Source organism: Novosphingobium aureum (genome assembly GCF_015865035.1).
Classification (GTDB): Bacteria; Pseudomonadota; Alphaproteobacteria; order Sphingomonadales; family Sphingomonadaceae; genus Novosphingobium; species Novosphingobium aureum.
In genome coordinates this window covers 43509-64501 of sequence record NZ_JADZGI010000001.1, presented here as the reverse complement: position 1 = coordinate 64501, position 20993 = coordinate 43509, and the positions used below count along the sequence as shown (strand labels likewise).

The window sequence follows — 20993 nt, the reverse complement described above, 5'->3', positions numbered from 1 at the left end:
GGTCATCCTTCAGCGCCCTCGTCGAAGCGGGGCGTAGCAGTGGAACCGGCCTTCCGGCGCGCGGAGCGCTTGTCGAACGGCACGTTGAGTTCTGTGTTGATCTCGCGCACGACGCCTTCGATGCGCTCGAGCACTTCGTCCTCGGAGAAGCGCAACACGCGAATACCGACCTCTGTCAGCTTGCGGTCCTGCAGCTCGTTGACGTCGGGGTTCGAATCATCGGCGCTCAGCTGCACCACGATCCAGCGCGACGGGCAGGCGAAGTCGACGATGGTCGAACCCACCACCGACTGGCGAATGAACTTCACGCCGCCCTGCTTCGAGCCCGAAAGCTCGGCCCAGAGGGCTTTCTGCGCCTCGCTGGGGTTGCGGCGGATATCCCTGGCGCGCTCCTTCAGCGTCTCCAGCCGGGCGCCCTTGACGTTGAAGCTGGCCTTGGCGTCAGCCTTGGGCCCGCCCGAAAGGCTTACGCCCAGGGTCTTGCGTTCGGTGGCCATCAGCCGACACTCCCTTCGAGCGAGATGCCGAGCAGCTTTTGCGCCTCGACCGCGAATTCCATCGGCAATTGCTGGAGCACTTCCTTGGCAAAGCCGTTGACGATGAGCCCGACCGCCGCCTCGGTGTCGAGGCCGCGCTGCATGGCGTAGAACAGCTGGTCGTCGCTGATCTTCGAGGTGGTCGCCTCGTGCTCGATCTGCGCCGAGGGGTTCTTCACCTCGATATAGGGCACGGTGTGCGCGCCGCACTCCTTGCCCAGCAGCAGCGAATCGCACTGGGTGAAGTTGCGCACGTTTTCCGCCGAGGCGCCCACGCGCACGAGGCCGCGATAGGTGTTGTTCGACTTGCCCGCCGAAATGCCCTTCGAGATGATCGTCGAGCGCGAGCCCGCGCCGTTGTGGATCATCTTGGTGCCGGTATCGGCCTGCTGGAAGTTGTTGGTGACCGCGACCGAGTAGAACTCGCCGACCGAATCCTTGCCGTTGAGCACGCACGAGGGGTACTTCCAAGTCACGGCGGAGCCGGTTTCGACCTGGGTCCAGGACACCTTCGAACGGTCGCCCTGGCACAGCGCGCGCTTGGTCACGAAGTTGTAGATGCCTCCCTTGCCCTCGGCGTTGCCGGGGTACCAGTTCTGCACCGTCGAATACTTGATCTCGGCATCTTCGAGCGCGACCAGTTCGACGACGGCCGCGTGTAGCTGGTTCTCGTCGCGCTGGGGGGCGGTGCAGCCTTCGAGGTACGAGACGTAGGCGCCCTTGTCGGCGACGATCAGCGTGCGCTCGAACTGGCCTGTGTTCTCGGCGTTGATGCGGAAATAGGTCGAGAGCTCCATGGGGCAGCGCACGCCTTCGGGGACGTAGACGAAGGTCCCGTCCGAGAAGACCGCGCAGTTGAGCGCCGCGAAGTAGTTGTCATGCTGGGGCACGACCTTGCCGAGCCACTTCTTCACCAGCTCGGGGTATTCGCGGATCGCCTCGGAGATCGAGCGGAAGATCACGCCCGCCGCTTCCAGCTCCTTGCGGAAGGTGGTGGCGACCGAGACCGAGTCGAAGACCGCGTCGACCGCGACCTTGCGCGCGCCCTCGACACCGGCGAGCACCTTCTGCTCCTCGAGCGGAATGCCCAGCTTCTCGTAGACGCGCAGGATCTCGGGATCGACCTCGTCGAGGCTGTTGAGCGTCGGCTTCTTCTTGGGCGCGGCCCAGTAGTAGGCTTCCTGATAGTCGATCGGCGGCACGTCGAGCTTGGCCCAGTCGGGCGGGGTCATCTCGAGCCAGCGGCGATAGGCCTTGAGGCGCCACTCGAGCATCCACTCGGGCTCTTCCTTCTTGGCCGAGATGAAGCGCACGGTGTCCTCGGACAGGCCCTTGGGGCCATATTCCTGCTCGATGTCGGACGACCAGCCATGCTCATAGTCGGCAACACGCGCCGCGGCGTCGCGGGCGGCCTGGTCGCGCACCTCGGGGGCGGGCGGGGCGGAATCCTGTGTCATTTATGCTTCCTCGACGAACTGGGTCAGGGGCACCTGTGCCAATGCCCCGCGCACGGCCGCGTTCACCGGCGACCAGTGCGGACGCACGTTGCACTGGCCTTCCAGCGTGCAATCGTGCTTGCCATTATCGATGCACGCGGTGAGCGCAATGGGGCCCTCCACGGCTTCGACGATATCGGCGATCGTGATCGCTGCGGGCGGTCGTGCCAGTCGCAGCCCGCCCCCGACCCCGCGCGACGAGCGCAGCAGGCCAGCGGCAGTCAGCTTGCTCACCAGCTTCTGCACGGTCGGGGCAGGCACGCCCGTCTCCTGCGCGAGCTGTCCGGCCGAAAGCAGCGAGCGCTTGCCGCCATCGGGCATGGCGAGCGCGCACGCGCCACAATGCCGCGCGGCTGCGGACATGATGACGACGGCGTAATCTGCCATGCTGGAAAGGCGCATAGGCTCCCTTGCGAAGTGGCCCGAAGGTCAAACTGGATCGATTTCTTCCAGTTTCACCTAGTGCATGCGCGGCACGGATTCAATGGGCTGTGGCCGGGAATCGGGCGAATCCGGCGGGAGCGGTAACACCCGGAAGCACCAACCTGCCTTGCAATAGAGACAAGACCATAAAAAAAGGGCGGTTTCCCGCGAAGGAGAAACCGCCCTTAAGGTAATAAAGAACTCGTGAGCATCCCGCTACGAGCCCTTCGGGTCGCAGGTCCCGTCTATGCCGATGAAGGGGCTAAATATTGTAGATTTGCGACATGGCGCTGCGCTGCGGCAGGGGCAATGTATGCAATCTGGAGGGAATCCGGGGCCTGTCCCGCAAGATTGCGTCGGGAGTGAAACATTTGAGCAACGGCGCGATCCCGGCTATGCGCTCGACCCGTGCTCTATTCCATCATCCGCCCAGCGCTCTTCCGCCTCGATGCCGAATCGGCCCACACGCTCGCGATTCGCGCGCTCAAGCTCGCCCCTTCCGGCAAGCCGCCGCGCGTGCGGCCCGCACTCGAGAGCCGCGTTGCCGGTCTGACCTTCCCCAATCCGGTCGGGATGGCGGCCGGATTCGACAAGGACGGCGAGGTTCCGGACGCGCTTTTGGGGCAGGGCTTCGGGTTCGCCGAAGTCGGCTCGATCACTCCGCTGCCGCAGGCGGGCAATCCCAGGCCGCGCCTGTTCCGCCTCGTCGAGGATCATGCGGTGATCAACCGGATGGGCTTCAACAACAAGGGTGCGCAATCCGCGGTCGACCGGCTCGAGGCGCGCAAGGGACGCCCGGGAATCGTCGGCATCAACATCGGCGCGAACAAGGATTCGACCGATCGCGTGGCCGATTATGCGATCATGGCAAGGCTGATGGCTCCATTGGCGAGCTATCTCGCGGTCAATATTTCGAGCCCCAACACCCCGGGCCTGCGCGCGCTGCAGGACGAGTCGGCGCTGACCGGACTGCTCGATGCGGTCAACGATGCCAAGGCCGCCGCCTGCCCCGAGGGCGGTCCGCCGGTCTTTCTCAAGGTGGCGCCCGATCTCGAACCCGTCGACATCGACGCGATCGCGCGTATCGCCATCGAACGCGGGCTGGGTGCGCTGATCGTCTCCAACACCACCATCTCGCGCCCCGCGCTGGCCTCGGCCCATGCGGGTGAGGCAGGCGGGCTTTCGGGCGCGCCGCTCAGGGATCTTGCCCAGCAGCGCCTCAGCGACTTTCGCAAGGCGACCGGCGGCGAGATCGCGCTCATCGGCGTGGGCGGGATCGCCACTGCCGAGGACGCCTGGGCCCGGATCCGTGCCGGGGCGAGCCTCGTCCAGCTCTACAGCGCGATGGTATACGAGGGTCCGGGCATCGCTCGCGACATCTGCAAGGGCCTCGAAAGATTGATGAAGCGCGACGGCTTCAACTCCATTGCGGAGGCCGTCGGAACCGCATAGCTTCCGCCGCGATGCTCCGTAAATTCTTCGTCGGCCTCACCGGCCCGATCGCCCTTGCCGCCTGTTCGACCACCTCGACGGTCCCGCCCGCGCCGCCTCCGGCTCCTGCCGCGAAGGCGCACGAGGGCGTGGTCAGCGCCGCCGACCCACGCGCCGCGGCGGCGGGCGTCGAGATGCTGCGCAAGGGTGGCAGCGCAACCGATGCCGCGATCGCGACGATGCTCGCGCTCAACGTCGTCGAGCCGCAGAATTCGGGTATCGGCGGGGGACTGTTCTGGGTTCGCCACGGCGCTGCCGACAATGCCCTCGACACCATCGACGGGCGCGAGAGCGCACCTGCCGCCGCTGACGAGAGCTGGTACCTCGATGACGCGGGCAAGCCGCTGCCGGGTAAGCTGATCTATCAAGGACCGCTCAGCGCAGGCACGCCGGGCGCGCTCGCGGCGATGGCCAAGGCCCATGCCAGATGGGGCAAGCTGTCTTGGGCGCAGCTGTTCGAGCCCGCGATCAGGCTCGCGCGCGACGGCTTCGTGGTCTCGCCGCGCCTCAACAACGGTCTCGCCAACTACGGCAGTCACGTGACCGGCTGGGCCCGCGATCACTATCTGCCCGGCGGCAAGCCGGTCGCACAGGGCTCGACGCTGCGCTCGCCGGTGATGGCGGCCACGCTCGAGCGGCTGGCCAGCGAAGGGCCCGAACCCTTCTACAAGGGCGATATCGCCAGCCGGCTGGTCGCGACGCTGAACGGGGCGGGACCGATCCCCTCGAAGATCACCGAGGCCGACCTCGCGGGCTACGAGGCCAAGGAGCGCGAACCCGTCTGCGGGACCTACCGTGTCTACCGCGTGTGCGGGATGGGCCCGCCCAGTTCGGGCGGCCTGACGGTGCTGATGATCCTCAAGCAGCTCGAGCGCTTCGACATGAAGGCACTGGGCGCGAAGTCCCCGGTCGCCTGGCACCTGATCGCCGAGAGCGAGCGGCTCGCCTATGCCGACCGCAACCTCTACATGGCCGACACCGACTACATCGACGTTCCCGAGAAGGGCCTGCTCGACCCGGCCTACATCGCCAGCCGCTCGGCGCTGATCAGCCCCGATGCGGTGATCGCGGATATCCAGCCCGGACACCCTGCAGGCGCGCCCGAGCGCCAGAAGGTACCCTTCCGCAACGATCCGGGCACCAGCGACCTCGCGGTCGTCGATGGGGCGGGCAATGTCGTCGAGGTGACCACCACCATCAACGGCTACTTCGGCTCCGGTCTCTCGGTCGACGGGCTGATGATCAACAATGAGATGCCCGACTTCGACCCCGTCCCGGTCAAGGACGGCTACCTCGTCGCCAACCGTGTCGAAGGGGGCAAGCGTCCGCGCAGTTCGATGGCCCCCACCATCGTCTACGGACCCGACGGCAAGGTGCGCATCGCCATCGGCGCGGCGGGCGGCGCGACGATCATCTGCCAGATCGCCAAGGCGCTGATCGGCGTGATCGACTGGGACATGAGCGCGCAGGACGCGATCGCGATGGGGCTGATCTACGCCCCCGGCTCGAAGGTCGCGACGCTCGAGGAAGGCACCGAGCTTGCCGCGATGGCGCCCGCGCTCGAGGCGATGGGCGAGAACGTCAAGGTCGCCCCGCTCGGCCTCAAGGCCAATGCGGTCGAGTTCGTCGGCGGCAAGTGGATCGGCGCCGCCGATCCGCGCAGCGAGGGCGTGGGCATGGATACCGCGGGCAACGTCACGCGCATCGAGCGGCGCGACAACAATCTCAACCGGGTCCACGACTGATACCGTCACTGCCCCTTCACACGGGCATCGCATCAAGGAGCCTGCGCAAGCGTTCGAGCGCCTGCGCAGGCTCCTTGCGTTTACGTATGCGGCACCTTGTCGCAACCTGCGGCGGGGCCTAGACGTTCGCTCGAATGACCGAAAAACGGCAGAGAGGACCCGTCCCCACCATGGATCTTGGTGAATTCGACCGCAGTTCGAACATCGTTTCGCTGTTCCTCAAGCGCGCCGATGCGCTGGGCGAGCGGGCCATGCTCCAGGCCAAGCGCGATGGCGAGTGGCAGGCGATCTCCTGGGCCGAAGCCGCGCGCCGGGTGTGCCTGATGGCTTCCGCGCTGCGCCGGCTCGGCATCGAGGATGGCGAGCGCGTCCTGATCGTCTCGGAGAACCGGCCCGAGTGGTGCCTTGCCGACCTCGCGATCATGGCCGCGGGTGGGGTGACGGTGCCCACCTACACCACCAACACCAAGCGCGATCACATCCACATCCTCGAGGATTCGGGTGCCTGCGCCGCCATCGTCTCCAACGCCAAGCTCGGCGCGACGCTGCTCCCCGCGATCCTGCAGACCGACTGCTGCCGCCACGTCATCGGCATCGAGGCAATGCCCGCGATGCAGCAGGGGGTGGTCGAACTGCACGACTGGAACGCGCTGCTCGAAGGCGATCCGGTGGCCGCACGCGCCGAGGTCGAGGCCCGGCTCGTCTCGGCCAGCCGTGACGATCTCGCCTGCGTGATCTACACCAGCGGCACCGGCGGTGCTCCGCGCGGGGTCCGCCAGCACCACGGCATGTTGCTCTCCAACGTGGCGGGCGCGGCGCAGATCATCCTCGACGACTTCCACCTCGACGCCTGCGAGACCTTCCTCTCGTTCCTCCCGCTCAGCCATGCCTACGAGCACACCGGCGGGCAGATGCTGCCGATCGGGCTGGGCGGCCAGATCTACTATGCCGAAGGGCTGGAGAAGCTCGCGGGCAACATCGAGGAAGTCAGCCCGACGATCATGGTCGTGGTCCCGCGCCTCTTCGAGGTGCTGCGCACGCGGATCATGAAGCAGGTCGAAAAGCAGGGCAAGGTGCCCAGCTGGATGATGCATCAGGCGATCGCGCTTGCCTCGCGCCGCGCTGCGGGCAATCGACGCATCAGCGACTTTGCGCTCGATGCCCTGCTCGAACGGACCCTGCGCCCCAAGATCCGCGCGCGCTTCGGCGGGCGGATGAAGGCGCTGGTCTCGGGCGGCGCGCCGCTCAACCCCGAGATCGGAACCTTCTTCGATGCCATGGGTCTGACCCTGCTGCAGGGCTACGGCCAGACCGAGAGCGGGCCGATCATCTCGGTCAATCGCCCCCGGGCCGGGATCAAGATGGACACCGTCGGCCCGCCGGTGCGCGGCGCCGAGGTGGTGATCGCCGAGGACGGGGAAGTCCTCGTGCGCGGCGAGCTGGTCATGTCCGGCTACTGGCGCAATCCCGCCGCCAGCCGCGCCGCGCTGATCGACGGCTGGCTGCACACCGGCGACATCGGCCACATCGACGCGCGCGGGCGCATCTGCATCACCGACCGCAAGAAGGACATGATCGTCAACGACAAGGGCGACAACGTCTCGCCGCAGAAGGTCGAGTCGATGCTCACCCTTCAGCCCGAGATCGGTCAGGCCATGGTCGCGGGCGACAAGCGGCCCTACGTCGTGGGGCTGATCGTGCCCGATGCCGAGTGGATGCAGGAATGGGCGCGCGAAAACGGGGCCGAGCCCGCGCTCGCGACGCTTGCCGAGCTGCCTGCGTTCCGCACGGCGGTCCGCGATGCGATCGACCGGGTCAATGCCGATCTCTCGGTGATCGAGAAGGTACGCCAGTTCACCTTCGCCGACGAGCCCTTCGCGATCGAGAACGAGGAGATGACGCCCAGCCTCAAGATCCGCCGCCACAAGCTGCGCGAGCGCTACGGCGAGAGGCTGGACGGGCTCTACAGATCGTGACAGCCTGAGGGCTTCAGGGAAGGTGCCGCGAGGGATGGCGCCGCGACACGAGGAGACCCGATGTCTTTTGCGAGCAAGAATTTCCGTCCGGTACTGCTGTTCCTGCTCGCTTCGTTTCTCGCTCTGGCCACCATGGCGCGGCCCGCCCTTGCCCAGGATAGAAGCGGGCAGGCACCGGCGCCTTCGGGCAAGGACCTCGCCGTCGCCACCCGCATCGCACCGCCCTTCGCGATGAAGGGCGAGGACGGGCAGTGGCAGGGGCTGGCAATCGACCTGTGGCGCCAGATCGCGCAGGAGAACGGCTATCGCTTCCACTTCGTCGAGACCGATCTGCCCGGCATGGTCGATGGCGTCGCGCAAGGGCGCTACGATGCCAGCGTCGGCGCGCTGACCGTCACCGCCGCGCGCGAGGAGCGGGTCGACTTCACCCATCCCTTCTACGCCACCGGCTTCGGCATCGCGGTACAGCGCGAGCCGAGTGCATGGATGTCGCTGGCCAAGAACTTCTTCACCTTCGCCTTTCTCAAGGCGATCCTCGCGCTCTCGGCGCTGTTGCTCGGGGTGGGTGCGCTGTTCTGGCTGGTCGAACGCAAGCACAACACCGAGGAATTCGGCACGGGCGTGCGCGGGCTCTTTGCAGGGTTCTGGTTCTCGGCGGTGACGATGACCACCGTGGGCTATGGCGACAAGGCCCCGCGCACCGCTGCAGGCAAGGCGATTGCGCTGGTCTGGATGTTCGCCGCGATCATCATCATCTCGACCTTCACCGGCATGATCGCTTCCTCGCTCACCGCCGACCGCATCGCCGGGGCCATCGCCAGCCCGGACGACCTCGCCCCGGCGATGGTGGGTTCGATCCGTGGCTCGGCCAGCGACGAGTGGCTGACCAGCGAGGGTATCGGCTTCTCGGGCTATCCGGATATCGAATCGGGGCTCGACGCGCTGCGGGCCGGGACGATCGAGGCTTTCGTCTATGACGAGCCACTGCTGCGCTACCGGCTGAAGATGGACCGCGAGACCGACCTGCGCATGGTGCCCGGCACCTTCGGGCGGCAGGACTACGCCATTGCCACGGGACCGGGCAGCGCATTGCGCGAGCCGGTCGACATTGCCCTGCTTGAACAGGTCGAGGATCGCGCCTGGCGCGATGCCCTCCAGCGCACGCTGGGCCAGCGCAAGTAGCACGAAAAACGGCAGGCCCGGCGTGTGCGGACCTGCCGTCTCGTTGACCGTTATCGTGCCTGCGGGCGCTTACTTGCGGCCCGAGGTAACGAACCAGGACAGGAACACGCCCTTCGATTCGTCGCCGAACTTGCTGGCCGACATGTCGGGTCCGAGCACCGCGTCCTGGAAGCCGACCTTGACCGCCTCGAAGCCTGCCGCGTTCATCAGCGCCTCGTAGTCTGCCGAGGTCGCGTCCTTCCACGCGGGCTCGTTGTTGTAGTCGCGCTCGATCCCGGCGATGACCTGGCTCCACAGGTCGAGGCGTTCGTAGCGCACCGGCACCTCGAGATGGACTGCAACGCCGCCCTTGCGCAGCAGTCGGTGGCTTTCTGTGAGGATGCGCCCGATCGCCTCGGGCGAGGTCTCGTGCATCACCGCGGCGGTGAACACCACGTCGAAGCTCTCGTCCTCGAAGCGGGTGCTTTCCGCATCGTCCTGCACGAAGTGGACCGCAGCGCCCAGGTGCGCGGCGCGGGCATGGGCGTAGCGCAGCACCGAGGCGCCGACGTCGACGGCATAGGTCTCGGCCTCGGGATAGGCCTGCGCCAGCGGAACCACCGAGGAGCCGACGCCGCAGCCCAGTTCGAGGATGCGCTCAGGCGCGAGATCGGGATAGCAGCAGGCGAGATGGGCCGCGACCGCCTTGCCGCGCCCGTCGTTGAGGAAGCCGCCGTTGCGCCCGAGCATGTAGACCGCGCCGCCGCGGTCCATCAGCGCGCCCTGGCGCACACCCTCGGCATCGAGGCCGTAGCCGCCGGGCATGAGGTGCACGTGGGCATCCTCGAGGTAATCGGGAACGGCAAAGTCCTCGGCCAGCGTCAGCGAGCCCAGCTCGGGGGCCTCGCTTGCCAGGGCATCGAGCCCCTCGGCCTGCCGGTCGACGCAGGTCCATACCGAATCCCACAGCAGTTCCTGCGTGGCGCGGCGCATGCCCGACCAGCCGATGAAGGCGGGCTCCTTGTGCAGTGCCTCGTAGACGGCCTCGGCCCGGTCATTGTGGCCAAGGCCGGGATCGAGCTCTTCCGCGATCTTGCGCTCGTGGGGTTCGACCTCGGTATAGAGCCAGGTCTGCAGGTCGCGCACGAAGAGCTGTTCTGCGGTCTCGTCGTGGCTGGCATTGGCGAGCATGGGATGGGACATGGCGTTCAAACTCCCGCTTCAGGGGTGGACGTGCCCTGCGTGCGGCGGATCGCCGCCTCGCGGATCGGGCGGAAGACCTTGGCGATGATGCGCTGGCGCAGGGCGCCGCGCTCGGTGCTCGCGGTCTCGTCGGGAACATAGCGCTCGATTGCGGCGCGATCGAGAGCGCCGCCTGCATCGAGCAGACGCTCGAGCGTGTCGATGCGTTCGCGGGCCATGGCCAGTTCGCTGGTCAGGGCTGCGATCATGGCGAAGGTCTGGTCGTCGCTCTCGTCCAGCCCGGGCATCGCCCGGCGTCCGGCGGTCTGGGGTTTGCCGGTGCTCTGGGGTTTGGTGGTCACGCTGTCTTGCCTCTTGCCTCGCGACCGGTTCGTCCGGTCATCAAGGCTCAGCATCTCAGGTTTTGGCGGGATTTTCAGGAAAACTTGCGAGTGTCCGAAGGGCGGCGAGGCGCTGAAGGGGGCAGCGCCTCGCCGCAGGGTGGCTCAGGCGGCCTCGTCTTCCTCGATCCACTCGGGCAGGAAGGCGGGCTCGCGCTCGGACCAGGCCGGGGCGGTCGCGGCCGCCTCGCTGATCGAGTGGAGCAGGCACTTGCGCCGCTCGGGGCGGATCTGGGGAAGTGCGGCTGCGCCGCAAAAGGCGCTCGGCAGCCATGGGCGCACCCAGGCCCCGAGCAGGCGCTCGTAGAGGAAACGAAAGGCCGAGAACGAGGAAAGGCGTTCCTGCGCGAGGTCGAAGGCTGCCATGCGCATCAGCTTGCCCATGAACAGGTCGATGTCCTCGAGGTCGTATTCGTCGGGACGCACCCCGCGCAGCACGCGCAGGTCCTGATAGTAGCCGTATTGTGCCTTGATCGAGGCGACTTCGGCGGCGTCGCGGCCCCAGCGTTCGGCTGCGTCGTGGCGTTCGAAGCCGACGTCGAGACTGCGCCGGATGTAACGCTGTTCGCCCGCGTCGAAACTCGCGAACTCGCGCATCTCGCTGATCGTGAGGCTTGCCGTGCCGGTCTTGTCCATCGTGCCGCATCCCGTAGCTGAGCAGGGCCTGAGCCCCCGTTACGAGATCGATTAGACCACGCCCGACTTACCGCGACGTAAAGCTTGCAATCGTTTGAATACCATCCTGCCCGCAAGCAATTGGCAAGGATTTCGTTAACCCTCAGATTAGGCCGGAAAGCGGGCTCGAAGGGTCGGCGTAGCGGCGAACGGCCATGCGTCCGGCAAGGAATGCCTCACGCCCGGCGAGCACAGCGTGGCGCATTGCACCGGCCATGCGAATCGGATCGCGCGCCTCGGCGATGGCGGTGTTCATCAGTACGCCGTCGCAACCCAGTTCCATCGCCACCGCTGCCTCGGAGGCAGTGCCAACGCCCGCATCGACGAGCACCGGGACACTCGCGCCCTCGACGATGAGACGGATCGTGACCTTGTTCTGGATGCCCAGCCCCGAGCCGATCGGTGCGCCCAGCGGCATGATCGCAACCGCTCCGGCTTCCTCGAGCTGCTTGGCCGCGATCGGGTCGTCGACGCAGTAGACCATCGGCTTGAAGCCCTCGTTGGCGAGCGTTTCGCAAGCCTTGAGCGTCTCGCGCATGTCGGGGTAGAGCGTGCGCGCCTCGCCCAGCACTTCGAGCTTGACCAGATCCCAGCCACCGGCCTCGCGCGCGAGGCGCAGGGTGCGGATCGCGTCCTCGGCGGTGAAGCAGCCTGCGGTGTTGGGCAGGTACGTGATCTTCTTGGGGTCGATGAAGTCGGTCAGCATCGGCGCCTTGGGGTCGGAGACGTTGACCCGGCGTACCGCCACGGTGACGATCTCGGCGCCCGAGGCCTCCACCGCCGCCGCATTCTGGGCGAAATCCTTGTACTTGCCGGTGCCCACGATCAGCCGCGAGGTGAAGGTGCGCCCTGCAACGGTCCAGGTATCGGCATTGGTGTCGGCGTTGGCGGTGCTCTGGGCTGCAGCAGTATCGGTCAAGATTCGCATCCTTTACGGGGCGGGAGTGGGCTTTACGCGGGGCGGGAAGGGGCGTGCCGGTCTGTGGCTGGCGAGCGGTGTCAGCCGCCGCCCACGAAGTGCACGATCTCGAGCACGTCACCCTCGCCAAGCGTAATCTCGGCGAGCTGCGAGCGCGGCGCGATCTCGGCATTGTGCTCGACCGCGACCTTGGCCGGATCGAGGCCGATCTCGGCAACGAGCGCGGCGATGCTGGAACCGGGCGCGATGCGCCGGGTCTCGCCATTCACGGTAAGGGTGATCGTGTCGTTCTGGGCCATGCACCGCAGATAGCGTCAAGCGCGCTCAGTGCAAGGTCCGCACGTGGCTAGAGGGGTCGCCGGCGCGATCTCTCGCTTCGGCCTCAGTGCGCGGCGTGGCCCGAGATGTTGCGCAAGTGCGCGATCGCGACGAGGCCTACGCCCAGCACCGTGAGCACTGCTTCGGGCAGGCCATGGCCGACCGCGATGGCAAGCCCCATGAGCGCAAGACCCGCACCGCCGATTACAAGCGGGGCCAGCCGACCGTGGCGCAATACGCCGAAACCGAGCGAAAGACCGCCGACCACGAGTGCGAGCATCAGGCCGATGCGGTGGATCGCAGGCGACAGCAGCACCTCGCCGCCGAGACCGAGCACACCGACGAGGACGACACCCAGCACGCAGTGAACGGCGCATAGCCCGCTCAGCAGGATGCCGGTGCGGTCCAGCCTGAGTCGAATCGATTGGAGTGCGTCGCGCATGGCGTCCAGATATGTAACGTTGTAACATCAATCAAGGGTGCTTGTGCGCGATTTTGTCGCAGGCCCGTGTCCGATGGCCGCAGCGCCGCCGCTGAAGGCTACGCATAGCGGGCTCGTCCGGGCACAAACCTCGTTCCGTCGCTCAGCCCTCTTGCGTATCTTCGAGCAAGCCCGCAGTGAGTGTTTTCATGAGAATATCAGACGGTCGCCCCATTATCGGTACTTCCGACGACCTTGGCGCCATGGTCCGCTGGCTGCTGAGCGTGGCCCTGCTCGTCATCCTGATCGTCGCGGTGGGCGGGATCACCCGTCTGACCGAAGCAGGTCTCTCGATCACCCAGTGGAAGCCGGTGACCGGCGTGCTCCCGCCCCTGAACGAGGCGCAGTGGCAGGCGGAATTCGCGTCGTACAAGCAGATACCCCAGTACATCGACGTCAATGGCCCGGCGGGCATGACGCTCGAGCAGTACAAGTTCATCTACTTCTGGGAATGGGTGCACCGGCTGCTCGCACGCATCGTCGGCCTCGTCTTCGCGGTGCCGCTGGCATGGTTCTGGTATCGTCGCACGATCCCGCTCGGCTACAAGGGCCGCTTCCTCGCGTTGCTCGCGCTGGGCGGCTTGCAGGGCGCGCTTGGCTGGTGGATGGTTTCCTCGGGGCTCAGCGCCGACGCCCTCGACCGCGTCAGCCACTTTCGCCTCGCCGCGCACCTGCTGACCGCGCTGCTGACACTGGCCGGGCTGATCTGGACCGCGCTCGACTTGCGCAACCTGACACAGGGCAAGCCGCCCGCGCACCTCACCGGTTTCACCGTCACCGTTCTCGCCATGCTTGCCTTCCAGCTGTTCATGGGCGCGCTGACCGCAGGCATGCGGGCGGGCTACGTCGCGGGGGCAGGGTGGTTCTCGGGCGACGCCTGGCCGCTGATGCAGGGCCGCCTGCTGCCTGCCGGGATCGACTGGTCGCAAGGCTTCTTCCATGCGCTGTTCAACGACCCCTACCTCGTCCACTTCGTCCATCGCTGGTGGGCCTGGGCAGTGGTCCTCGTGCTGATCGGCATGGCGCGCGAGCTGCGCACCCGCCGCCGCCGCCCGATCTCCTTCGCCATTCACTGCGCCTTCGGGCTGCAGATCATCCTTGGGATCTGCACGGTGTGGTCGGGCGTGAGCCTGTGGCTCGCAGTCGCGCACCAGCTGTGCGGCGCGCTGCTGGTCGCGGCGACGGTCTGGGGCACGCATGCCCTTGGCCGGCGCGACCCGGTGAACCTGCTCGCCGCGGCATGAGCGCGCCCGGCGCGCCAGAGCCCGCGCCGGCTGCGGTGACGACGGGAGCGATGGGCTGGTGTCCCTTTCCCGACGAGGCCGCAGCCCTTGCAGCGCTCGGCACGCTGCTGCGCGAGGGGCTCGTCGCCTGTGGCAATGTGATCCCGGGCATGACCAGCGTCTTCGTCTGGCAGGACGAAATCCAGACCGCGCGCGAGGTCGGGGTCCTGTTCAAGACCCGCACCGACCTGCTTGATCGCGCGGTTTCGCGCCTGGCGCAGCTTCATCCCTACGAGGAACCCGCGGTGCTCGGCTGGCACTGCGATGCAGGCGCGCCGCAGACGCTGGCCTGGCTCTCTGCGCTCGCGCCCAGAACCTGACGGTATTATTTTACCTCTTCGCTATCCCGCGCTCAGCTTGACTTAGCGCGCGATTTCGACGAATTGGCGCCACTTCCCGCGCACAGGGAGATTCGCGCCAAGGCGGATCAGCCGGCGGCGCGCTCGAAACTTATTAGGGATAGACCAGCCATGAAGGCGCTTACCAAGGTCACCCGGTCGATCAAGCCGGCCGAGGTTGAAAAGAAGTGGCATCTGATCGATGCCGAGGGTCTGGTTGTCGGCCGTCTGGCCGTGATCATCGCCGACCTGCTGCGCGGCAAGCACAAGCCGAGCTTCACCCCGCACGTCGATTGCGGCGATCACGTCGTCGTGATCAACGCTGACAAGGTGAAGTTCACCGGCAACAAGCTCAAGCAGCAGACCTACTACAAGCACACCGGCTATGCCGGCGGCATCAAGGAAGTTACCGCGGACAAGGTCCTCGCCGGTCGCTTCCCCGAGCGCGTGCTCGAGAAGGCTGTCGAGCGCATGATCCCGCGCGGCCCGCTCGGCCGTGACCAGATGCGTGCCCTGCACCTCTATGCCGGCACCGAGCACCCGCACGGCGGCACCCAGCCCGAGCTGCTCGACGTTGCTTCCATGAACCGCAAGAACAAGGTGGGCGCGTAATGTCCGATACCGATACCGTCCAGAGCCTGTCCGACCTCAAGGACCTCGGCGCCGACGTCGCTGCCAGCGAGACCGTCGAAGAGAACACCCCGATCGTCTCGAACGCACCGCTGCGCGAGCAGGAGCTCGACAACTACGGTCGCGCCTACGCCACCGGCCGCCGCAAGGACGCCGTTGCCCGCGTGTGGATCAAGCCCGGCTCGGGCAAGATCACCGTCAACGGCCGTGACCAGGAAGTCTACTTCGCTCGTCCGACCCTGCGTCTCGTCATCGCCCAGCCGTTCCAGATCACCGGCCGCGTAGACCAGTACGACATCGTCGCCACCGTCAAGGGCGGCGGTCTCTCGGGTCAGGCTGGCGCTGTGAAGCACGGCATCTCGCAGGCGCTCTCGAAGTATGAGCCCGCGCTGCGCGCCACCGTCAAGGCTGCTGGCTTCCTCACCCGCGACAGCCGCGTGGTCGAGCGTAAGAAGTACGGCCGTGCCAAGGCACGTCGTAGCTTCCAGTTCTCGAAGCGCTAAGTTTCGACGGGCTTACAGCTCTTACGAAAAAGGGGCTCGCGGGAAACCGCGGGCCCTTTTTTTGTGTCTTTGCCATGCGCGGGAGGGGCAACCGCGCGGCATCTGGCTTTTCGATTGCCAGCAGCGCACTGGTGGGCAAAATTCTCGCCCATGACGCGAGACTTGCCACCTTCGAGCACGAGCAATCGCCGCGAGCTTGCGATCCTCACCGCGATCTGGCTTACGGGGCTCGTTCTCTCGGGCTGGGCGCCCTACGAGCGGGCGACCTGGTGGATGGAGGTCGCTCCGGTGCTGATCGCGCTGCCATTGCTCTGGCTCACGCAGCGTGGGTATGCGCTGACCCGGCTCGCGCTGGTGCTGATCGGTCTTCACGGTCTCGTGCTGATGCTCGGCGGAGCCTATACTTACGCACGGGTGCCGCTCGGCTTCACGCTGCAGGACTGGCTCGGCCTCGCGCGCAATCCCTATGACCGCATCGGGCACTTCATGCAGGGCTTCGTGCCTGCCATCGTTCTGCGCGAACTGCTGCTGCGCTGGGGCGGTCTGCGTGCCGGCGCGCTGAGCGCCGTGCTCGTCCTCGCCTGCTGTCTTGCCGTCAGCGCTTCCTACGAGCTGATCGAGTTCGGCGCGGCGATGGCACTGGGGCAGGGGGCCGACGCGTTCCTCGGGACGCAGGGAGACCCGTGGGATACGCAGTGGGACATGTTGTGCTGCCTCATCGGCGCGGCTTGCGCGCTATTGCTGCTGCGCGGCCTGCACGATCGCCAGTTGCGTGCGAGCGGCCCCGATCCTTTCTAGCACCGGGGCCGCTCGCGCATCGCGGGTCAGGCGTGGCTTGCGGTATCCCACTTCGCTTCGGTGGCGAGGGCCTCCTTGTCGCGGCCTGAAGAAAGCATCGCGCGATCCTTGCCCTCCTCGCGGTAGAACAGCGCGAAGGTGCCTTCGTCGAGATCGCCCTCGAGGCGGGCGTCGTCCGGGCTGGCATGGCCGACATAGCGTAGCTGCGTGCCGTAATAGCCGGTCCAGAAGAACGGGGTATCGCCAAAGCGCTCGTCGCTCGCCCCGGTGAACAGCCGTGCGAGATATCCGCCCTGACGCTGGGCATGGACCCAATGCTCGATGCGTAGCGGGCGTTCGAGGCGTGGATCGGGATAGCTGGCGATGTCGCCAATGGCGTAGATCGCGGGCGCGCTCGTGCGAAGGTTGCCGTCGACCGCGATGCCGTCGTCGTCTTCGGCCAGCGCAAGCCCTGCATCACGCGCAAGCTCGAGGCGCGGGCGTACCCCTGTGCCGAGTACGAGCAGGTCGGCGGGCAGGCGCGTCCCATCGTCGAGCCAGACCGCCTCGTCCTCGAAGCTGGTGAGCGAGCGGCCCATGTGGAAGGTCACGCCGTGCGCCTCGTGCAGGCTCTGGATATGCCGACCGGCCCTCTCGCCGAGCACCGGGGCCAGCGGGACCTCGCCTTGCGCGACGACGTCGACCTTCAGTCCGCGCTGGACGAGCGAGGCAGCAACTTCGAGGCCGATGAAGCTTGCGCCAAGGACCGTCGCGCGCTTGCCCTCGTGCGCCTGCGCCAGCAGGGCGTCGGCATCGGCCAGCGTGCGCAGGGTGTGGACGCGCGGATCGTCACGGCCAAGGAAGTCGGGCGCGACCGGCTCGGCGCCGGTGGCGAGCACGAGCGTGCCATAGTCGAGGCTCGAGCCGTCTTCGAAGCGCAGTGTCCCGGCCTTGGTGTCGATCGCGGTCACCTTCGCGCCCGTGCGGATATCGACCGGATCGCCAAGACCCTGGCCGGTTGCGGGAAGCATCACTTCGCTACGCTCCGCGTCACCGGCAAGATACTGCTTCGAGAGGAAGGTGCGGTCGTAGGGCGCCTCCTCGTCTGCACTGACGAGGATCGTATCCGCGCCGTGACCGTCGCGCGCGAGCATATCGGCGAGCGCGTAGCCCGCCGCTCCGCTGCCGACGATGACCACCGGGGTCGCGACCTCGAGCGCGGGACGCGGGGCGCTGACATGGCGCCGACCGGTGACCCGGATCGTGCCGTCGCTTTCCTCGACCTCGTAGCAGCCAAGGCTTTCGGTGGCCGGTCCGCCAACGGCCTGCCCGTCCTCGAGCGAGAAGCGTGCGTGGTGCCAGGGGCAGCGAATCTCGCCCTCGATCAGCGCGCCGGTCTCGAGCGGTGCGCCCAGGTGGGTGCAGGTGGCCGATACGGCGCGCAAGGTGCCATCCTCGGCGCGGATTAAAAGGATATCGGCGCCGTCGAAGGTGCCGGTCTGCATCTCGCCCCTGCCGAGGCTGGACGCAGCGATACCGGCCCCGAAATCGGGGGTCTGGGTCATGGCTAGCTCCATGTCTTTTCGTGTTTGCAAGTCGTTCTTTGAACGGCAGGCGCGCCGTGATCGTTCCCGCGGCAAGGGTACCTTGCGACGACGCGCGGGCGACGTGCGATACGAAAAGAGGTGCCCGGGACGCGCATCGGCGCACCCGGGCCGGTCCTGCAGTCCGGGGGACGGCTACTGCAGACCCTGTTCCATGAAATCCTCGACCACGTTCGACATGTCGAACGAGGCGCCGCCCTGCACCGGGGGATATTGCGCGAGTGTCTGGAGGTGCTTGTTCATCAGCACCCCGACCGGCTGCATCAGCCACGAGACCTTCTGCAGCAGGTGCCCGTAGCTATCCGAGCTGTCGTAGCTCTCGAAGGGGTCCATGCGGATGTTGAAGATCAGAGGCGCGGTGCGCGGGACGAGGTTGGCGTAGTAGTCTTCCTTGGTCGAGAAGTGCATCTTCCAGGGCCCCACGCGCACCGCGGTCAGCTTGCTCTCGTAGTAATGGAAGACGTGATCGCGTGCGGATTCGGAGGTCTGTCCGGTCCAGTAGGGTACGTTGTCGACCCCGTCGATGTACTGCTTCTTCGCGGCCATGACCTTGCCCGCGACGTCGCGCACCCCGGCGATGGCGGCGAGGCTGGTGAACATGTCCTGATGCGCCTGGATGCCGTTCAGCTCCTGCCCTTGCGCGATCATGCGCGGATAGCGCAGCATGGAGACGACCCTGACGCCGCCTTCGTAAGTCGTCATCTTCTCACCGCGGAAGGGCGAGGTCGCGCCATGCGGCCAGGATGAATGCTCGGGCCCGTTGTCGGTCGAGTACCAGACCAGCGTGTCATCGAGGATGCCCTGCTGCTCGAGCCAGTCGAGCACGGTGCCCACGTCGTGATCGTGCTGGAGCATGCCCGAGCCGTGCAGGTCGGCCTCCGAGGTCCATTTCTCGGCGGCATAGCGCCATTCGTCGTCAAGGTGGGTGTAGACGTGCATGCGGGTGGTGTTGAGCCAGACGAAGAACGGCTCGTTCGCGGCCTTCGCCTTGCCCATGAAGTCGAAGGCCCTGGGGATCACCTCGGCGGCATCGAAGTTCTCCATGCGCTTGCGGGTCAGCGGGCCGGTGTCCTCGATGGTCTGCTTGCCGACCTTGCCGAAGCGCGGGTCCTCGGTGGCATCGTCGCGCCTGGTAGCGAAGCTATGGAGGACGCCGCGGGTGCCGAACTGGCCCGTGTAGGTCTCCAGATCGCCCGAGAACTTCTTGCCGAAGGCCTGGTAGTCGCGCTGTTCCTCCTCCTCCTGCGTGTTGAGGTGGTAGAGATTTCCGAAGAACTCGTCGAAGCCGTGGACGGTGGGCAGGTGCTCGTTGCGGTCGCCGAGGTGGTTCTTGCCGAATTGGCCGGTGCGGTAGCCTGCGTCCTTGAGCACTTGCGCAAGGCACGGCGAGGCCGCCTGGAGGCCGAGCGCGGCGCCCGGTTGGCCGACCGTCGTCATGCCCGAGCGGATCGGGTACTGCCCGGTGATAAAGGCCGCGCGGCCCGCCGTGCATGAGGGCTGGGCGTAGTGATCGGTGAACTTGATCCCCTCACGCCCGATGCGGTCGATGTTGGGGGTGCGATAGCCCATCACCCCCTGTCCGTAGGCGGAGACGTTCGACCAGCCGATGTCGTCGCCCCAGATCACGAGAATGTTGGGCCGTGACGTAGCCGAGGCTTGCGCCAGCGCGCGCCGCGTGCCGAGCAAGGTTCCGGCGGCCGGTAGCGAGGCGAGCAGCCCCGAAGTTGCCAGCAGGCGACGGCGGGTGACGCCGGTAACTTCTTCGAGCGCGTCGCGCGGCTTCTCGCTGTCTGGCTCGCTGTCCTGCGTCATCGGGTTTCTCCTGAGTGGCGCGAGGCACGTGCGAGGCAGGCCATCGCCTTGGGTCTGGCGACAGAGTGTCTTGCCCGGCGCGGCGGTAACATGAGGGAAAACCCCTAGGAGGGCGGAAAAAGGTCTGGGTTGGCGTTCGCCTGCGGAGCGCCCGATGAACTGACCTCTTCATTGCCAGATATCCTGCATAACGTCGGTACATCGGATCAATCTGTACCCACTTTAGAAAGGTACCTTGCATTAAACAGTACCTCGCTATATACAGTCTGCATCCGCAGGAGACGATTCGATGTCCGAAATCGAAGTTCAGCTTAAGAAGGGGGTGTTGGGGCTGTGTGTCCTGGCGCTCCTCTCGCGCGGCAACAGCTACGCCTACGAGATCGCAAGCCGCATGGCCCATGCGGTCGACATGGGCGAAGGCACGATCTACCCGCTCATGCGCCGCATGCAGAAGGACGGACTGGTTGCCACCTATCTCGAGGAATCGCCCTCGGGTCCGCCGCGCAAGTACTATTCCATTACCGACGAGGGGCGCGCGCGCCTTGCCGAGCAGACCGCCGAATGGCGCGGCTTCACCGCCGCCGTCGACGGATTGATCGACGGCGAGGGTGCGCAGGCGCCTGCCGCGAGCGAGCAGGAAGGGGAATCCAGCCATGACGCGTCTTGAGTTCATCCGTCGCCTCGAAGCGGGGCTCAAGGGCCTCCCGCGCGAGGACGTCGACGACATCCTTGCCGATTACGGCGAGCACTTCACCGCCGGCATGGCCGAAGGGCGCAGCGAGGCGGAGATTGCCGCAGCGCTCGGCGACCCGGCCCGGTTGGCACGCGAACTGCGCTTCGAGTTCGGCCAGCGCAACTGGCAGAGCGACCGCTCGCCGCGTTCGGCAATGGCCGCGATCATCGCCTTCGTCGGCCTCGCCTCTATCGACATCCTGATCCTGCTGCCGATCGTACTGGCGGTGCTCGGTACCGTCGCCGCGCTTTTCGTGGCGGTGCTCGCACTGTTCATCTCGGGCGGCTTCGTGCTGATCGTCGGACCCTTCGGGGGCTTTCCCGGCGGCTGGGCGGTGGCGTTGCTGGCAGGGCTTGGCATCATGGCCGGCTCGATCGCCGGTGCCGCGCTGCTGACCATCGTCAGCATCTGGATCATCAACGCCCTCATGTGGTTCGGGCGGCTGCACTACAAGGTGCTCGAGCCCGCCATCCAGTCCGACGACTGACCCTGAAAACCAGGAGATATCA

The 20993-nt window shown here is 66.6% G+C and carries 22 protein-coding genes; 11 read left to right on the top strand and 11 right to left on the bottom strand.

The window, feature by feature from the left end; genetic code table 11:
• Positions 1 to 2: 2 nt before the first annotated feature.
• Genes I5E68_RS00290 through I5E68_RS00280 form a run of 3 tightly spaced genes read right to left on the bottom strand, consistent with a single transcriptional unit; the run spans position 3 to position 2434 of the window.
• Positions 3 to 497 (bottom strand): endonuclease domain-containing protein, encoded by a 495-nt coding sequence (locus I5E68_RS00290; RefSeq protein ID WP_197159718.1) that lies wholly within the window; start codon positions 495 to 497, stop codon positions 3 to 5.
• Positions 497 to 1993, bottom strand: a complete 1497-nt coding sequence (gene sufB / locus I5E68_RS00285) for a Fe-S cluster assembly protein SufB (RefSeq protein ID WP_228726732.1) — start codon at positions 1991 to 1993, stop codon at positions 497 to 499. Before sufB ends, I5E68_RS00290 begins: the two co-directional genes overlap by 1 nt.
• The gene (locus tag I5E68_RS00280) at positions 1994 to 2434 is read right to left on the bottom strand and encodes an RrF2 family transcriptional regulator (protein ID WP_197159717.1); all 441 of its coding nucleotides are present in this window, start codon (positions 2432 to 2434) and stop codon (positions 1994 to 1996) included.
• 429 nt (positions 2435 to 2863) lie between these two features.
• Here I5E68_RS00280 and I5E68_RS00275 point away from each other — a divergent pair, with 429 nt between their 5' ends.
• The 4 genes from I5E68_RS00275 to I5E68_RS00260 all read left to right on the top strand — a co-directional run bounded on the left by I5E68_RS00275 (position 2864) and on the right by I5E68_RS00260 (position 8849).
• Entirely contained in the window at positions 2864 to 3907 is a 1044-nt protein-coding gene (locus I5E68_RS00275) for a quinone-dependent dihydroorotate dehydrogenase (RefSeq protein WP_197159716.1), read from the top strand.
• Between the two features lie 11 nt (positions 3908 to 3918).
• A complete protein-coding gene (gene ggt, locus I5E68_RS00270) occupies positions 3919 to 5691 on the top strand; it encodes a gamma-glutamyltransferase (protein ID WP_197159714.1) in 1773 nt (590 codons plus the stop codon).
• Positions 5692 to 5861: 170 nt separating this feature from the next.
• The gene (locus I5E68_RS00265; RefSeq protein WP_197159713.1) at positions 5862 to 7667 is read left to right on the top strand and encodes an AMP-dependent synthetase/ligase; all 1806 of its coding nucleotides are present in this window, start codon (positions 5862 to 5864) and stop codon (positions 7665 to 7667) included.
• Positions 7668 to 7727: 60 nt separating this feature from the next.
• Positions 7728 to 8849 carry a transporter substrate-binding domain-containing protein gene (locus tag I5E68_RS00260; RefSeq protein WP_197159712.1) on the top strand — a complete coding sequence of 374 codons (1122 nt, stop codon included), beginning with the start codon at positions 7728 to 7730 and terminating at the stop codon, positions 8847 to 8849.
• Between the two features lie 69 nt (positions 8850 to 8918).
• On the opposite strand, the gene I5E68_RS00255 is transcribed toward I5E68_RS00260, so the two are convergent.
• The 6 genes from I5E68_RS00255 to I5E68_RS00230 all read right to left on the bottom strand — a co-directional run bounded on the left by I5E68_RS00255 (position 8919) and on the right by I5E68_RS00230 (position 12765).
• A complete protein-coding gene (locus I5E68_RS00255; protein ID WP_197159711.1) occupies positions 8919 to 10031 on the bottom strand; it encodes a class I SAM-dependent methyltransferase in 1113 nt (370 codons plus the stop codon).
• Between the two features lie 5 nt (positions 10032 to 10036).
• Positions 10037 to 10372: a hypothetical protein gene (locus I5E68_RS00250; protein WP_197159710.1), complete on the bottom strand. Its 336-nt coding sequence runs from the start codon at positions 10370 to 10372 to the stop codon at positions 10037 to 10039.
• A gap of 144 nt (positions 10373 to 10516) precedes the next feature.
• Positions 10517 to 11047 carry a hypothetical protein gene (locus tag I5E68_RS00245; protein WP_197159709.1) on the bottom strand — a complete coding sequence of 177 codons (531 nt, stop codon included), beginning with the start codon at positions 11045 to 11047 and terminating at the stop codon, positions 10517 to 10519.
• Between the two features lie 142 nt (positions 11048 to 11189).
• Positions 11190 to 12014, bottom strand: coding sequence for a thiazole synthase (locus I5E68_RS00240; protein WP_197159708.1), 825 nt, complete (start codon positions 12012 to 12014; stop codon positions 11190 to 11192).
• A gap of 71 nt (positions 12015 to 12085) precedes the next feature.
• Positions 12086 to 12304 (bottom strand): sulfur carrier protein ThiS, encoded by a 219-nt coding sequence (gene thiS / locus I5E68_RS00235; RefSeq protein WP_197159706.1) that lies wholly within the window; start codon positions 12302 to 12304, stop codon positions 12086 to 12088.
• A gap of 83 nt (positions 12305 to 12387) precedes the next feature.
• Entirely contained in the window at positions 12388 to 12765 is a 378-nt protein-coding gene (locus I5E68_RS00230; protein ID WP_197159703.1) for a MerC domain-containing protein, read from the bottom strand.
• A 188-nt stretch (positions 12766 to 12953) separates the two neighbouring features.
• Here I5E68_RS00230 and I5E68_RS00225 point away from each other — a divergent pair, with 188 nt between their 5' ends.
• The 5 genes from I5E68_RS00225 (at position 12954) to I5E68_RS00205 (ending at position 16356) form a co-directional block, all read left to right on the top strand.
• Positions 12954 to 14048 carry a COX15/CtaA family protein gene (locus I5E68_RS00225; protein WP_197159702.1) on the top strand — a complete coding sequence of 365 codons (1095 nt, stop codon included), beginning with the start codon at positions 12954 to 12956 and terminating at the stop codon, positions 14046 to 14048.
• Positions 14045 to 14407 carry a divalent-cation tolerance protein CutA gene (gene cutA / locus I5E68_RS00220; protein ID WP_228726730.1) on the top strand — a complete coding sequence of 121 codons (363 nt, stop codon included), beginning with the start codon at positions 14045 to 14047 and terminating at the stop codon, positions 14405 to 14407. The genes I5E68_RS00225 and cutA overlap by 4 nt, the downstream gene beginning before the upstream one ends.
• A 150-nt stretch (positions 14408 to 14557) precedes the next feature.
• Positions 14558 to 15037 (top strand): 50S ribosomal protein L13, encoded by a 480-nt coding sequence (rplM, locus tag I5E68_RS00215; RefSeq protein ID WP_197159700.1) that lies wholly within the window; start codon positions 14558 to 14560, stop codon positions 15035 to 15037.
• Positions 15037 to 15558, top strand: a complete 522-nt coding sequence (gene rpsI / locus I5E68_RS00210; RefSeq protein ID WP_197159699.1) for a 30S ribosomal protein S9 — start codon at positions 15037 to 15039, stop codon at positions 15556 to 15558. Before rplM ends, rpsI begins: the two co-directional genes overlap by 1 nt.
• Before the next feature lie 150 nt (positions 15559 to 15708).
• Positions 15709 to 16356 (top strand): DUF2238 domain-containing protein, encoded by a 648-nt coding sequence (locus tag I5E68_RS00205; protein WP_197159697.1) that lies wholly within the window; start codon positions 15709 to 15711, stop codon positions 16354 to 16356.
• A gap of 26 nt (positions 16357 to 16382) precedes the next feature.
• Here I5E68_RS00205 and I5E68_RS00200 read toward each other — a convergent pair whose 3' ends face one another.
• Positions 16383 to 17900 carry an FAD-dependent oxidoreductase gene (locus tag I5E68_RS00200; RefSeq protein WP_197159695.1) on the bottom strand — a complete coding sequence of 506 codons (1518 nt, stop codon included), beginning with the start codon at positions 17898 to 17900 and terminating at the stop codon, positions 16383 to 16385.
• A 174-nt stretch (positions 17901 to 18074) separates the two neighbouring features.
• Positions 18075 to 19751, bottom strand: a complete 1677-nt coding sequence (locus I5E68_RS00195; RefSeq protein ID WP_197159693.1) for an arylsulfatase — start codon at positions 19749 to 19751, stop codon at positions 18075 to 18077.
• A gap of 289 nt (positions 19752 to 20040) precedes the next feature.
• Here I5E68_RS00195 and I5E68_RS00190 point away from each other — a divergent pair, with 289 nt between their 5' ends.
• Together I5E68_RS00190 and I5E68_RS00185 are read left to right on the top strand one after the other, a co-directional pair.
• Positions 20041 to 20418: a PadR family transcriptional regulator gene (locus tag I5E68_RS00190; RefSeq protein ID WP_197159692.1), complete on the top strand. Its 378-nt coding sequence runs from the start codon at positions 20041 to 20043 to the stop codon at positions 20416 to 20418.
• Positions 20405 to 20971 (top strand): DUF1700 domain-containing protein, encoded by a 567-nt coding sequence (locus I5E68_RS00185; protein WP_197159691.1) that lies wholly within the window; start codon positions 20405 to 20407, stop codon positions 20969 to 20971. Before I5E68_RS00190 ends, I5E68_RS00185 begins: the two co-directional genes overlap by 14 nt.
• The last annotated feature ends 22 nt before the right edge of the window (positions 20972 to 20993 follow it).

What these genes read in the sequence shown, in the direction of transcription:
- I5E68_RS00195 (WP_197159693.1), bottom strand. Translation starts at nt 19,751, where the DNA reads ATGACGCAGGACAGCGAGCCAGACAGCGAGAAGCCGCGCGACGCGCTC.
- I5E68_RS00200 (WP_197159695.1), bottom strand. Translation starts at nt 17,900, where the DNA reads ATGACCCAGACCCCCGATTTCGGGGCCGGTATCGCTGCGTCCAGCCTC.
- I5E68_RS00190 (WP_197159692.1), top strand. Translation starts at nt 20,041, where the DNA reads ATGTCCGAAATCGAAGTTCAGCTTAAGAAGGGGGTGTTGGGGCTGTGT.
- thiS (WP_197159706.1), bottom strand. Translation starts at nt 12,304, where the DNA reads ATGGCCCAGAACGACACGATCACCCTTACCGTGAATGGCGAGACCCGG.
- I5E68_RS00240 (WP_197159708.1), bottom strand. Translation starts at nt 12,014, where the DNA reads ATGCGAATCTTGACCGATACTGCTGCAGCCCAGAGCACCGCCAACGCC.
- I5E68_RS00280 (WP_197159717.1), bottom strand. Translation starts at nt 2,434, where the DNA reads ATGCGCCTTTCCAGCATGGCAGATTACGCCGTCGTCATCATGTCCGCA.
- I5E68_RS00230 (WP_197159703.1), bottom strand. Translation starts at nt 12,765, where the DNA reads ATGCGCGACGCACTCCAATCGATTCGACTCAGGCTGGACCGCACCGGC.
- cutA (WP_228726730.1), top strand. Translation starts at nt 14,045, where the DNA reads ATGAGCGCGCCCGGCGCGCCAGAGCCCGCGCCGGCTGCGGTGACGACG.
- rpsI (WP_197159699.1), top strand. Translation starts at nt 15,037, where the DNA reads ATGTCCGATACCGATACCGTCCAGAGCCTGTCCGACCTCAAGGACCTC.
- I5E68_RS00245 (WP_197159709.1), bottom strand. Translation starts at nt 11,047, where the DNA reads ATGGACAAGACCGGCACGGCAAGCCTCACGATCAGCGAGATGCGCGAG.
- I5E68_RS00290 (WP_197159718.1), bottom strand. Translation starts at nt 497, where the DNA reads ATGGCCACCGAACGCAAGACCCTGGGCGTAAGCCTTTCGGGCGGGCCC.
- I5E68_RS00205 (WP_197159697.1), top strand. Translation starts at nt 15,709, where the DNA reads ATGACGCGAGACTTGCCACCTTCGAGCACGAGCAATCGCCGCGAGCTT.
- I5E68_RS00185 (WP_197159691.1), top strand. Translation starts at nt 20,405, where the DNA reads ATGACGCGTCTTGAGTTCATCCGTCGCCTCGAAGCGGGGCTCAAGGGC.
- rplM (WP_197159700.1), top strand. Translation starts at nt 14,558, where the DNA reads ATGAAGGCGCTTACCAAGGTCACCCGGTCGATCAAGCCGGCCGAGGTT.
- ggt (WP_197159714.1), top strand. Translation starts at nt 3,919, where the DNA reads ATGCTCCGTAAATTCTTCGTCGGCCTCACCGGCCCGATCGCCCTTGCC.
- I5E68_RS00265 (WP_197159713.1), top strand. Translation starts at nt 5,862, where the DNA reads ATGGATCTTGGTGAATTCGACCGCAGTTCGAACATCGTTTCGCTGTTC.
- I5E68_RS00260 (WP_197159712.1), top strand. Translation starts at nt 7,728, where the DNA reads ATGTCTTTTGCGAGCAAGAATTTCCGTCCGGTACTGCTGTTCCTGCTC.
- I5E68_RS00255 (WP_197159711.1), bottom strand. Translation starts at nt 10,031, where the DNA reads ATGTCCCATCCCATGCTCGCCAATGCCAGCCACGACGAGACCGCAGAA.
- I5E68_RS00225 (WP_197159702.1), top strand. Translation starts at nt 12,954, where the DNA reads ATGAGAATATCAGACGGTCGCCCCATTATCGGTACTTCCGACGACCTT.
- sufB (WP_228726732.1), bottom strand. Translation starts at nt 1,993, where the DNA reads ATGACACAGGATTCCGCCCCGCCCGCCCCCGAGGTGCGCGACCAGGCC.